The organism is Streptomyces sp. KLMMK (assembly GCF_036961605.1).
In the GTDB taxonomy this organism is placed as follows: domain Bacteria; phylum Actinomycetota; class Actinomycetes; order Streptomycetales; family Streptomycetaceae; genus Streptomyces; species Streptomyces telluris.
Genome location: NZ_JBAMDC010000201.1, coordinates 1 through 12133 on the forward strand (window position 1 = coordinate 1; position 12133 = coordinate 12133).

Genomic DNA, 12133 nt, shown 5'->3' on the forward strand with positions numbered 1-12133 from the left:
GGTGCCGGGGCGGCTCGCGTCCTGCCCTGCCGGTGTGTGCCGGGCGCGGCCAGGAGCGTACGGGCGCCGTGCCGGGCGGTGCCGCCGTATGCCGGGCCGTGCGGACGGCCCGTTCGCGTCGGGTGCCGGGTCGGCCCGTGTCCTGCCGCGGCAGCTTGGCCGCCGTACCGGCAAACCCTCGCTCTCAGTTCACCGGCCCCGCCCAGTGGACGGTCGCGAACTCCTGGCCGAAGCCGGGGCGGACCGCGACGTCCACGCGGCCGAGTCCTCCCGGCGGCACGTCGAAGGCGAGTGTCGCCTTGCCCGACGCCTTCGGCTCCAGGGTGCCCGTGAAGGGGGTGCCGACGCCGCTCGCGCTGTCGAAGATCTGCGCCGCCCGGTCTGCCTTGTCGCCGGATTCGACGGTCACCAGGATGCCCGCCGTGTCGATCGGCTCCTTGGAGCCGTTGGTGACGCGGACCGTGAACTTCACCGGCTGGTTGCCCGCCGTGTGCCCGAGGGAGGTGCCGGACGGGGTGAACCGTTCCGGCTTGGAGACCGTCACCTTCAGGCCGCTGCGGTACGCGTAGGTGTCGCCGAAGGCGGCCGCCCGCGCCGAGGGGGAGGCCGTGGGGCCGCCGGACAGCGTGATCGTCTGTCCCGTGCCGACCTTGCCGGAGCCTCCGCAGGCCACGCCCGCCGTCGCCACGGCCGCCGCGGCGGCAAAGGCCACGGCCGCTCTCCCCGCGGTGGGCCGGACCGCGCCCCGGGGCCGCACGTGCGCCGCCCGGGGCGGCTGTCTCGTGCCCATGTGCACCAGCGTGCGCCGCGGGGCGGCGGTGCGCATCCGGAGGGCGGGGGAGCGGTCCGCCCGGCGGTGTCAGCCGCCCAGGACCTTCTTGACCTGGGCGGTCTGCGGGCCGGAGTCCTGCGCCGGGATCGTCCAGCGGAAGCTCTTGCCCTCGCCGTCGGTGTAGGTGAGGGTGCCGCCGCGCTGGGCGTTGGTGATGTCGAAGGTGCGCGCCCGCACCTGCGAGGCGCCGGCCCGGATCGGGCCGCCCGAGTCGAAGCCCTTCAGGAAGATGTTCGCCTCGTTGTTGGCGGCCTGGCCGTCGGCGGCTATCCACTGCCAGCCGCCCTTCTCGGTCGGCGTGGTCTCGGCGGCGGCCACCTCCGTCATCGGGCGTTCCTGCACCGTGACGACCGCGAACAGGCCGCGCGCGGGCTTGTCGGTCGCGGTCTTGGCGGCGTAGACGACGCTCATGGGCGTGATTTCGAGCTTGCCTCCGCCGCCCGCGCCGACAGTCTCGGTGCCCTTCCCCATCGGCAGGGGCTCGCCCGCGGGCCCGTCGGCCGCGGCGGAGGGCGACGAGCCGGCTGACTTCACGGTCTCGGCCTTCGTTTCGCTGCTGCAGGCGGCAAGCGACAGGGCGGCGGCGAGGCAGAAGGCGGTGACGGCTGTGGTGCGCATGCATCCCCCGGAGGTGCGGGTTACTTGAGGTACGAACGGACCGGGGAACCGTACCCTCGGTAACAACCGCAAACGCGCCGTCTGCATCAATCGTGACCAGCTCGCTACCTTCCCGGTATTGCGGAGGGATGGCTTCGTCCTGATAAGGCGCCCCGAAAAGGGATGAGCCGGGCCTGTCGGCTCTCAGCCGAGGTCCTCTCCGGCGCGGGGGCTCAGCACCCCGGCCGCCACCAGAGCGAACAACAGCAGCCCGAGCAGGACGCGATAGATGACAAAAGGCATGAAGCTCCTGGTGGAGATGAAGCGCATGAACCAGGCGATCACTGCATAACCCACCACGAATGCAATAACTGTGGCGAAGATCGTCGGCCCCCAGGCGGTGTGCCCCGCACCCGCGTCCTTCAGCTCGAAGACGCCGGAGGCGAGCACCGCCGGGACGGCGAGGAGGAAGGAGTAGCGGGCCGCCGCCTCGCGGGTGTAGCCGACGAGCAGGCCGCCGCTGATCGTCGCGCCCGACCGGGACACGCCGGGCACCAGCGCCATCGCCTGGCAGAAGCCGAAGAGCAGGCCGTCCCGGACCGTCAGGTCCCGGAGCTCCTTGCGCCGTTTCGCGGCCCGGTGCCGCCCGCCGCCCTCGTCGCGTGCCGCGAGCCGGTCGGCGCAGCCGAGCACCACGCCCATGACGACGAGTGTGGTGGCGATGAGCCGCAGGTCGCGGAACGGCCCCTCGATGGCGTCCTTGAGCACCAGCCCCAGCACCCCGATGGGGAGGGAGCCGATGATGACCAGCCAGCCCGTCCGGGCGTCGGGGTCGCGTCGCGCCCGCCGGTCGCGCAGCGACCGGAACCAGGCGCCGACGATGCATGCGATGTCCTTGCGGAAGTAGATGAGCACGGCGGCCTCGGTGCCGATCTGGGTGACCGCGGTGAACGCCGCACCCGGGTCCGGCCAGTGGGCGAACGCGGCCGTCAGCCGCAGGTGGGCGCTGGAGGAGACCGGAAGGAACTCGGTCAGTCCCTGGACGAGTCCGAGGACGAACGATGCGAACCAAGACATGCGGGCCTGTGCCATCCAAGTCGTCGCGGCCGGGCCGGCACGGTGGCACCGGCCGCCCGATCATCCACAGGATGGAAGGCGCGCCGACGTCGCCCGGATGAACGGTTCCTTAACCCGTGACCGCGGCGGGCGACGAGAACAGACGGATCGTCAGGCCTGCCCCGTCTCGAAGCGGGTGACCTTCCCTCCGTCGACGGTGAAGGACCACTTGGTGCGCATCTCGCCCCACGTGTCGTTGCGGTAGCGGGCGACGAGGGCCAGGCCGTCGTCGCTCTCGGACTCGACGTCCATGTGGCCGTTGGACGTGAAGACCTCGCGGTCCGCCCACTGGGTGAGGTTCCGGTCGGTGCCGTCGTCGGCCATCGTCGCGCCCGGCGCGAGGGACTCGTGGAAGGCGGTGCGGTCGCCCGCGTTGAGGGCGCTCACCAGCGTCCGTACGGCGGGTTCGGAGAGCTGTTCGACGGGGATCACGGGGCGGCTCCTTTCGGGGGTGTGTCCAGGACAGGACAGCACTCCCGCGGCGCCCGCGCGCGCCGGTCCGCCCGGATGGCGGAAGAGCCCAAGTCGCCCGCCGGCGGCCGGATACGGCCGCGCTACGACGACCGCGACAGCCGCCGCGACAGGCCCTTCTTGCGCCAGGCCACGACCACCGCCGCCAGACCGGTCACCGCGATGAACGCCGTCGCACCGAGGAAGGCGGGCGACGTCGGCGCCGTGGCGTGGCTGCCCGCGATCACATAGGCGGCCGTGGCGGGCGCGCTGCCCAGGGCGGTCGCCAGCAGGAACGGGGTCCAGCGCATGCGGGAGACCGCCGCGCAGTAGTTCGCGGCGGCGAAGGGCACGCCCGGGAAGAGCCGGACGGCCATCATCGACCGGAAGGCGTGCCGGCTCAGCTGCCGGTCCGCGGCCTTCAGCCACCGGCCGCGCAGCAGCGGCCGCAGCGCGTCCTGCCCCAGCAGCCGGCCCAGCCCGAAGGACGCGGCCGAGCCCAGCACCGTGCCCACCACCGCGGCCGCCGTCCCCGTGGGGGCGCCGAAGAGCGCTCCGGCGGCGATGTTCAGGATCGGGCGCGGCACGAACGCCGCGGTGCACAGCCCGTACGCGGCGGAGAACAGCACCACCGCCGCGCCGCCCGACAGCTCGGGCCAGCCCTCGGCGAGGATCCGCTCCGGGTGCATCGAGAGCACCGTGGCCGCCGCCGCGGCCAGCAGCACCACGAGCAGGCCCAGGCGGAACCACGGGGACAGCCGGGCGCGCGAACGGAGCTCGGCGGGGCCGGGGGAGGGCGGGGCGGCTTCGGGCATCGCTGGAGCCTAACCGACAGGGATATAAAGAGGTCGTCATCCCGGAAAGACGGGGCGGTTCCGGAACACTCCTTCCCCGTACGTTCACTCGAACGCCTTCCGTGCGGCCACCGCCCGTGGCCGGGGAAAACCGTTCGACGCCCCGCACACCGTGCGCGAGCATCGAGCGCATGAACCGGCCAGCATCAGGCCATCCGCGCCACAAACCGCACGTCAACATCGCCACCCTCGGCCCCGCCGGCCACGGCAAGACGACGCTCACCACCGCCGTCACCCACGTCCTCGGCACCCGTGCCCGGGCCCTCTCCGTCCCGCCCGCCGGCCCCGGCCGCGGTCCGGAGGAGAGCGCGCCCCGCGCCACCGTCGCCTGCGTCCACGTCGCCTACGAGACCGGCACCCGTCACTACGCCCACACCGACCCGCCCGGCCGGCCCCGCTTCACCAAGAACCTGCTCGCGGGCACGGCCCGCCTCGACGGCGCCGTCTTCGTCGTCTCCGCCGTCGACGGGCCCGCGGCGCAGGCCTCCGGGCACCTGCTGCTCGCCCGCCGGGCGGGCGTGCGCCACCTTGTCGTCGCCCTCACCAAGGCGGACGAGGCCGGCCCGGAGCTCGCCGACCTGGCCGAGCAGGACGTGCGCGCCCTGCTCACCGCCCACGGCTACGACGGCGAGCACACCGCCGTCGTCCGCGTCTCGGCGCTGGGCGCGCTGCAGGGCGACCCGCGCTGGACCGCCACGATCGAGGCCCTCCTCGACGCCGTCGACACCTACGTGCCGACGCCCCTGCGCTACACGGACGCGCCCTTCCTTCTTTCCGTCGACAGGGTCCTCACCGTGCCCGCGCGCGGCACAGCCGTCACCGGCGTCATCGAGCGCGGCACCGTCCGGCTCCGCGACCGCGTCCAGCTCCTGGGGCGCGAGGGCCCTTGCGACACCCACGTCACCGGGCTGGAATCCTTCGGCCGTCCGCTGCCGGACGCCCGGGCCGGAGACCGCGTCTCCCTGCTGCTGCGCGGGCTGCACCGCCGGCACGCGCACCGGGGCGACACCGTCGCGGCGCCCGGCAGCGTGGTGCCGCGGCGCCGCTTCACCGCGGACGTGCGGCTGCTGCGCGCGGACGAAGGCGGCCGGCACACGCCCCTGTTCTCCGGATACCGGCCGCAGTTCCACCTGCGCACGGCCGACGTGACCGGCACCGTGATCCTCGGCGGGCCCGGCGTCGCGCTGCCCGGCGAGACCGTCACCATGCCGGTCCTCCTCGACCGGGAGGTGCCCCTCGAAACCGGCCTCGCCGTCGTCATCCGCGAAGGAGGCCGCACGGTCGGCACCGGAACGGTCACCCCCGCCGTGCCGTGAACGCACAATAGGGGAGTGGAAGAACCGATACCCGTCACGCGGGACGTGGACTGGGGCACCGCCAAGCTGATGCCCGACGTGGACCGGCAGCGGGCCTGGCTGCTCACGGTGGACGGCGCGCCCCAGTCGTACGTCGACCTGGACGATCCCGCCCACCTCGAATTCGAGTACGCCCAGCGGATCGCCCACGTCCTCGACGCCGCCGCCGAGCCGCACCGGGCCCTCGACGTGCTGCACCTCGGCGGCGGGGCGCTGACCCTGCCGCGCTACGTCGCCGCCACCCGCCCGGGCTCGCGGCAGCGCGTCGTCGAGGCCGACCGCGGCCTGCTCGCGCTGGTCGCCGAGCACCTGCCGCTGCGGCCCGGCTCGGGCGTCGAGGTGATCGCCGGGGATGCGCGCAGCGAGCTGGAGGCCTCCGCGGACGCCTCCGCCGACATGATCGTCGCCGATGTCTTCAGCGGCTCGCGGGTTCCGGCCCACCTCACCTCGCTCGCCTACGCGCGCGCCGCCGCCCGGGTGCTGCGGCCGCACGGCCGCTATGCGGCCAACCTCGCCGACGGCGCGCCCTTCACCTTCCTGCGCTCACAGGTGGCCAATTTCCGGGCCGTCTTCGCCCACGTGTGCCTGATCGCGGAACCGCCGATGCTGCGCGGCCGGCGCTTCGGCAACGCGGTCCTCGTCGCTTCGCACACCGAGCTCCCGGTCACCGCGCTCGCCCGCCGCGCCGCGGGGGACGCCTTCCCCGCCCGGGTCGAGCACGGCGAGGCGCTGGAGCGGTTCGTGGCCGGCGCGCGGCCGGTCGACGACGCGGACGCCGTGGGATCCCCCGAGCCGCCGGGCGGGGCGTTCAGCGTGGGCTGACGCCGGGCCCGGCGGGGCGGGGACGGGGAGCGCCGCGGCGCCGGGGGATCAGGAGCTCTTCAGGGGCCTGAGGGAGCTCATGATCTTCTTGATGGTGTCGTCGGGGATCTCGTCGTCGGTGCCCGTGGCGCTGTAGAAGCACCACGTGGCCAGGTCGCCGTTGACGTCCTTGTACGTCACCGTCACGGACTTGGCGCTGGTGGCGCAGTGGTGCTTCTCCGAGATCCCCGTGACCGTCGCCGAGGAGGAGGTGCCGGTCAGGCCGTGGTCGCTCTTGAACTCCTTGCCCTTGGAGTAGCCGAACTTCCCGGACTTCTTCTGGTCGAAGCCCCAGTAGAGCCAGTTCAGCGCCTCGTTCTCGGCGGCGTCGGCCTCGCTCTTGGCGCCCTGGGCGCCCTTGGTCCCGGCGGCGACCGGGACGGCGTCCTTCTCGCACCGGTCCTCGGCGAAACGGGCCACTCCGGACATGTTGATGCCACCGCCCTTGGGCGGGAAGGACTTGTCGCCGTCCTTGGTGAAGCCGAAGCTCGTTCCCGGAGGGAGGACCTTCCACTCCTGGGGCACGTCGTAGGCGACGTGCCGCTTGCTGTTGGTGACGACCTTCCAGCCGTCGATCACGGGCTTGACCTCGACGTTCGCCCGCGGGTTGTCGGCGGGGTCCTCGCTCGCGCCCTGGGACGGGGACGGCGCCGCCGACGACGAGGACGCCGAGGGCGCCGTCGTCGGGTCGTTGTTCGCCACGTTCTCGGTGTTGTCGTCCTTCAGGACGACGACACCGGTGATCACGGCGGCGGCCACGACGGCGATCGCCGCGGTGACCGCGATCACGGTGGTGCGCTTGCGGTTGTCCCGCGGCGGCTCCGGGGCCCCGGGCGGGGCCGGGGTGTGCCACTGCTGCCCGATCGGCGGGGTCGGGTGCTGCGCGCCCGCGGCCTGCTGCTGGTACGGATTCGGCTGCTGCGCACCCGGCTGGGTACCCGGCTGCTGGTACGGGTTGGGTTGCGGGTAGCCCGGCTGGGCGCCGGACGGCGGCCCCGGCGGCGGCACCGGCGTCTTGTACGGATTCGAATCCTGCGGGTTCTGCTCGCCCCCGGGCGGCTGCTGTCCTGGCCACATGGCCGATAACCATAGAGGCAGAAGATGACCTCGGTGAGGCCGCCCCTTCCCGCGGTTGCTACCGACTGGTAACTTTCGGGCATGTCTGAGACCACCCAGCCGTCGATCGGCGACATGCTCCTGGCCACCGTGCCCATGGCCAAGACGCTCAACCTCGTCTTCGAGGAGGCCAACGCGAAGCGTGCCGTCGTCCGCCTCCCCGACCAGCCCGACTACCACAACCACGTCGGGGGCCCGCACGCCGGCGCCATGTTCACCCTGGCCGAGTCCGCCAGCGGCGCGATCGTCCTCGCCGCGTTCGGCGACCAGCTCTCGCGCGCCGTGCCGCTCGCCGTCCGCGCCGAGATCGGCTACAAGAAGCTCGCCATGGGCCCCGTCACCGCCACCGCGGAACTCGGCCGCCCGGCGGCCGAGGTCGTCGCCGAGCTGGATGAGGGCGGCCGGCCGGAGTTCCCCGTCCACATCGCGATCACCCGCGAGGGTGGCGACGTCACGGGCGAGATGACGGTCGTCTGGACCCTGCGGCCCAACGCGTAGCGGTCGGCGGGTTCGTCCGCACGGTGAGAAGGCCCCACCCGGTTGTACGGGTGGGGCCTTCATCGGTTTGCGGCGAGGGTCGTCGCTCCGTGGGTGGAAACGGCGACCGTTCGGTTGTCAGCCCTTATGGGGCCGGGTCACGAGCTGGACCCGGCAAGGTCGGCGATGACCAGCACGGTGACGGTCGCGCGGAACTGGAAGGCCGGGTTCGTCCTCGCGACGGCTTCCTGCGGGCGTATGTTGGCCTCCACGGTGACCGTGACCTTCTTGCGGCCCTTCGCGTCCACGCGAAGCTTGACGGCCTCGCCGCCGATTTCCCAGTCCTCCGTGCTGCCGTTCACGAAGTTCTCGAACTTGAACGACTGGAGCGCCACCCCGACGACATAGCCGTCGTCGTCCTCGCGAATGGTGCTCGGGAAATCCACATCTTGCGTCGCCGTCACCGTGTCCGAGGACGGGGCGATGTTGAGCTTGAATTCGCGGGTCTGGAATGCCAGTGCCATGCCTTGCCTCCGATGGAAGTCGAGAAATGGTTCGGCCCGCTGCGCCGGTGAATTCGGTGCGGTGGGCTTGCGGGGTCATTGGTAGCACGCCCCGCAACGCAGCTGCCAATCGCCGACGAGCCTGGGATCGGATTTTGGTCAGCCCCTGATTCCGATGCGGATTCAACTTTATTGGCATCATTTTTGAGCCGCTTCATACCGAGGGCGTTTACGCGCGTTTATGTATGGTCGGTGCGCTCTTGACGCTACGTTGTGATGGCGCTAACCGGAGCCGGGTTTTCAAGATCGTCAAGGGTGGATCCGGTGCGGCTTGCTGGCTCGATGCTGCCGCGTTTACCGAAGCGGACTGCTCCGTTTTGCATTTCTTTATCGGCTCGCCAGTAACGTCCTCCCTGACTCGAACGGACAAGTGGAGGTGGGTCGAATGCCCTTCGTCATTGCTCAGGGATTACCCGTGCCGGTGCACCTGGCCAGGGGGCAGCAGGAGTTTTTCGCGATAGACCTCCGGCTGACGTCCGGTAGTGCGCCGATCAGTGGTCAGAAGGAAATGATCTGGGTGGAGTTCCCGGTGTGGGTGGAATTCCCCAAGGGGGGCAAGGTCTATTACCACCCCCCGAAGAAGCCCCGGGAAGAGCTCGCGTACGCCCCTTACGACGAGGCGAACCGACGGCTTCAGTTCACCCACGCCATCCACCTCGGGGACCACACGGACGAGGCCGACGGCTACTACTCCGTCAATGTCCAGGTGCTGCCCGGCGCTCCCGAGGACCTGCTGTGGGGCCGGCTGGGGATCGGTACCGCCACCGCGCCGCTGCGCATTCAGGTCGGGCCCCCCGGGCCCCACCCCGTACCCGGAAACCTGATCCGGAACGGCGGTTTCGCCGACGTCCGCTTCCGGGCCGGAAAGGACTGGCGCCCCCTCGAAGGGGTCCTCTACGGATACGAGGCCCAGCAGCTCGACGCCTGGACCGTCGGCCGGTACAAGGGCAGGGGCGTCTGGGAGCCCTCGAAGACCGGCGAGCCCGGCAGGCTCATCGATCTGATCAACGGTGACGCCGACGGGCACTTCCCGGCCGACGCCGAACCCCCCTTCGGCAAGGGCGAGAACGCCGTCGACATCAACGGCGACAACACCTGCGGCTTCATCGAGCAGACCGTCGACGTCACCCCCGGCGCCGCGTACGAGCTCGCCTTCCTCACCGGCTACCACGTCCTGCCCAACCCCGAGGAGCCCTACCACCGGCCCACTTACCTGCGGGCGGAGGTGCGGTGCGGAAAGCCGGGCGCCGAGACCGTCCTGGCCCAGGAGGACTACGTCCAGTACTACACCGGGAAGGGCGCCGCGGCCTCCCACGACTCCGGCAAGAAGCTCAACGACCCCGGCTGGCGCGGGCGCCGGCTGCCCTTCCGCGTGCCCCAGGGCGTCACCGCGGTGACCGTGCGGTTCGCCAACCCCGGACGGTCCGGCTTCAACAAGGAGCTCGACGCGAACCCCGACGGCAGCTCCGGCATGCTGCTCGCCCACGTCCGGCTCGGCGCCACCCCGTAACCGCACGGCAGGGACGGTGGCCCGCCGTACGCGAAGGCGGGCCACCGGTTCCCGCGCGCCCGCACGCCCTCGCACAAGGAGACGTCCCCACCCATGAACAGCCCCCAGACGGCAGCACCCGCACCACGCGAGGACTCCGCTCACATCCCCTTGTCCGGGACCGGCCCCGTGCCGGTCGCCACCGCCTGTGACCTCGAACTCGTCATCCCCGCCTACAACGAGGAGCAGCGCCTGGCCCCCACCGTGCTCGCCCTCGCCGATCACCTGCGCGGCATGCCCCTGACCGCCGCGCTGCGCGTCGTCGACAACGGCAGCAGCGACCGCACGGCCGAGTGCGTGGACCGGCTGGCCGCCTCCGGTATCCCCGTCACCGTCACCGGGTGTTCGCGCCGCGGCAAAGGGGCCGCGGTGGCCCGGGGGATGGTCGGCACCAGAGCCCGCTGGGTCGGCTTCTGCGATGCCGACCTCGCCACCCCGGCCACGGCGATCGACGACGCGGTCACCCTCCTGCGGGACGGCTGGCAGGTCGTCATCGGCTCGCGCCGCTGCACGGGAGCGCGCATCCCGGTCCGTCAGCCCGCCCTGCGGCGGCTCGGCGGGGCGGGGTTCCGGCTGGCGACGCGGCGGTTCTCCGGGCCGGTCAAGGACACCCAGTGCGGGTTCAAGTTCTTCGAGGCGGGGGCTGCGCGACGGGTCTTCGCCGACGTCACCACCACCGGTTTCGCCTTCGACCTGGAGGTCATCGCCCGGGCCCGGGCCCTCGGGCTGAGCCTGACCGAGTTCCCGGTCGTGTGGAGCGACCAGGAAGGCTCCAGTTTCCGTCCGTTCACCGACGGGCGCCGCGTGGCCGGGGAACTGTGGCGGCTGCACCGGACGATGCACCGGACCATGCACCGGCTCCCGCCCCGGGTCGTGCACCACACCCCCTCCGCCCCCTCCGCCGCCCGTACTGCCGGGGAGGCGGGATGACCCCGACGGACTTACGAGCCGCCCTCCCCGCCACCGAGGACTGGCAGGGCCGTCACGTCGTCGTCTGCAACTGGCGCGACAGCCGCCACCCGCAGGCGGGCGGTGCCGAGCTGTACTGCGAGGAAGTCGCCCGCCGGCTCCATGACGCGGGCGTCCGCGTCACCTACCTGACCTCCCGCCCCCGGGGCGCCGCCCGCCGCGAGGACACCGCCTTCGGCAGCGTCGTGCGCGGCGGCGGCCGGTTCACCGTCTACGCGTTCGTCCTGCTGTGGCTGCTGCGCCACCGCCGCTCCGTGGCCGGCGTGATCGACTCGCAGAACGGCATCCCCTTCTTCACCCCGCTGGCGCTCCGCCGCCGCACTCCCGTCGTCCTGCTCATCCACCACGTCCACCAGGGGCAGTTCGCCCTGTGGTTCCCGCGCCCGGTCGCCGGCCTCGGCCGCTGGCTGGAGGGCCGGGGCAGCGGCCTGGTGTACGGGCGTCGTGCGGTGTGTGCCGTGTCGCCCTCCACCCGGGCGGAGATCCGCCGGTGGCTCGCCGTGCGGGGCCCGGTGCACTTCGCGCCCGCCGGCCTCGATGCGGTGCCGCCCGTGGGCCGCCCCCGGCAGCGGGCCGCCGCACCGCGCATCGTCTGCGTCGGCAGGCTCGTCACGCAGAAGCGCGTCGACCGGCTCGTCCGCGCCATGCCCGCGCTCCGCCGTGAACTGCCGGACGCCGAACTGCACGTCGTCGGCGACGGCGAGGCCCGCGACCAGCTGCGCGCACTCGTGGACGAACTCGGCGTCGGCCACTGCGTCACCCTGCACGGCCGCGTGCCGCAGGAGGAGCGCGACGCCCTCGTCGGCTCCGCGTGGATCACCGCCACCACTTCCCTGGCCGAGGGCTGGGGCCTGTCGGTCATGGAGGCCGCGGCGGCCGGGGTGCCCGCGCTCGCCTACGACGTCCCGGGCTTACGTGACACCATCCGCCACGACCTGACCGGCCGGCTCCTGAACCCCGACGACGACCTCGCCTCCGGCCTCGCCAAGGCCCTGCGCGCCGTCGCGTCACCGCAGGACGCCGCCCGCTGGGAGGCCGAGTGCCGGCAGTGGGCGGCCAGGTTCAGCTGGACGGCCACCGCCTCCCACCTGCTCGCGGCGCTCACCGCCGAGGACGGCCGGCTGCGCGGCCGGACCGGCCGGGGGAAGGCCGCCGAGCGGCGCACCGTCACCGACGCCTGCACGCTCGTCAGCGCCCCGGCCGACGTCCTCGAACGCGCCGATCTCGCCGCCCTGCGCGCGACCGACCTCATCGACCTCACCGGCCCCCGCCCCGGACTGCTCCTGCTCGGTGCCGACGAACGGGACGCCGAGGCCGTCCTGACCCGTATCGGCGTCGACACCGGCGACGAGCGGGTGTCCGTCCGCCTCGCCCGGCACGGCGACATCCTCGGC

Annotated in this window: 13 protein-coding genes; 6 read left to right on the forward strand and 7 right to left on the reverse strand. The window is 72.6% G+C overall.

Annotated features, from left to right (window positions below; genetic code table 11):
- Positions 1 to 184 precede the first annotated feature (184 nt).
- The 5 genes from V7793_RS24125 to V7793_RS24145 form a co-directional block, all read right to left on the reverse strand.
- The gene (locus V7793_RS24125) at positions 185 to 790 is read right to left on the reverse strand and encodes a DUF4352 domain-containing protein (protein WP_336009828.1); all 606 of its coding nucleotides are present in this window, start codon (positions 788 to 790) and stop codon (positions 185 to 187) included.
- Between the two features lie 69 nt (positions 791 to 859).
- Positions 860 to 1450, reverse strand: a complete 591-nt coding sequence (locus V7793_RS24130; RefSeq protein ID WP_336009831.1) for a hypothetical protein — start codon at positions 1448 to 1450, stop codon at positions 860 to 862.
- Positions 1451 to 1633: 183 nt separating this feature from the next.
- Positions 1634 to 2506, reverse strand: a complete 873-nt coding sequence (locus V7793_RS24135) for an undecaprenyl-diphosphate phosphatase (protein ID WP_336009833.1) — start codon at positions 2504 to 2506, stop codon at positions 1634 to 1636.
- A gap of 150 nt (positions 2507 to 2656) precedes the next feature.
- Positions 2657 to 2977 carry a nuclear transport factor 2 family protein gene (locus tag V7793_RS24140; RefSeq protein WP_336009836.1) on the reverse strand — a complete coding sequence of 107 codons (321 nt, stop codon included), beginning with the start codon at positions 2975 to 2977 and terminating at the stop codon, positions 2657 to 2659.
- A 122-nt stretch (positions 2978 to 3099) separates the two neighbouring features.
- Positions 3100 to 3810: a TVP38/TMEM64 family protein gene (locus V7793_RS24145; RefSeq protein ID WP_336009838.1), complete on the reverse strand. Its 711-nt coding sequence runs from the start codon at positions 3808 to 3810 to the stop codon at positions 3100 to 3102.
- 170 nt (positions 3811 to 3980) lie between these two features.
- Here V7793_RS24145 and V7793_RS24150 point away from each other — a divergent pair, with 170 nt between their 5' ends.
- The gene (locus V7793_RS24150) at positions 3981 to 5165 is read left to right on the forward strand and encodes a GTP-binding protein (RefSeq protein ID WP_336009840.1); all 1185 of its coding nucleotides are present in this window, start codon (positions 3981 to 3983) and stop codon (positions 5163 to 5165) included.
- Between the two features lie 15 nt (positions 5166 to 5180).
- The gene (locus V7793_RS24155) at positions 5181 to 6026 is read left to right on the forward strand and encodes a spermidine synthase (RefSeq protein ID WP_336009843.1); all 846 of its coding nucleotides are present in this window, start codon (positions 5181 to 5183) and stop codon (positions 6024 to 6026) included.
- 48 nt (positions 6027 to 6074) lie between these two features.
- On the opposite strand, the gene V7793_RS24160 is transcribed toward V7793_RS24155, so the two are convergent.
- On the reverse strand, positions 6075 to 7142 hold the full coding sequence (locus V7793_RS24160) for a hypothetical protein (RefSeq protein ID WP_336009847.1): 1068 nt from the start codon (positions 7140 to 7142) through the stop codon (positions 6075 to 6077).
- 81 nt (positions 7143 to 7223) lie between these two features.
- Between V7793_RS24160 and V7793_RS24165 the strand changes: the two genes are divergently transcribed.
- Entirely contained in the window at positions 7224 to 7679 is a 456-nt protein-coding gene (locus tag V7793_RS24165) for a DUF4442 domain-containing protein (protein ID WP_336009849.1), read from the forward strand.
- 137 nt (positions 7680 to 7816) lie between these two features.
- Here V7793_RS24165 and V7793_RS24170 read toward each other — a convergent pair whose 3' ends face one another.
- Positions 7817 to 8182, reverse strand: coding sequence for a hypothetical protein (locus V7793_RS24170; protein WP_336009852.1), 366 nt, complete (start codon positions 8180 to 8182; stop codon positions 7817 to 7819).
- Between the two features lie 454 nt (positions 8183 to 8636).
- Here V7793_RS24170 and V7793_RS24175 point away from each other — a divergent pair, with 454 nt between their 5' ends.
- From V7793_RS24175 to V7793_RS24185, 3 genes are all read left to right on the forward strand, one after another.
- Positions 8637 to 9731, forward strand: a complete 1095-nt coding sequence (locus tag V7793_RS24175; protein WP_336009855.1) for a hypothetical protein — start codon at positions 8637 to 8639, stop codon at positions 9729 to 9731.
- A gap of 93 nt (positions 9732 to 9824) precedes the next feature.
- Positions 9825 to 10700, forward strand: a complete 876-nt coding sequence (locus tag V7793_RS24180) for a glycosyltransferase (protein WP_336009858.1) — start codon at positions 9825 to 9827, stop codon at positions 10698 to 10700.
- Positions 10697 to 12133, forward strand: a 1437-nt coding sequence (locus tag V7793_RS24185) for a glycosyltransferase family 4 protein (RefSeq protein ID WP_336009861.1), incomplete at its 3' end; no start/stop codon positions are given. The genes V7793_RS24180 and V7793_RS24185, both read left to right, overlap by 4 nt.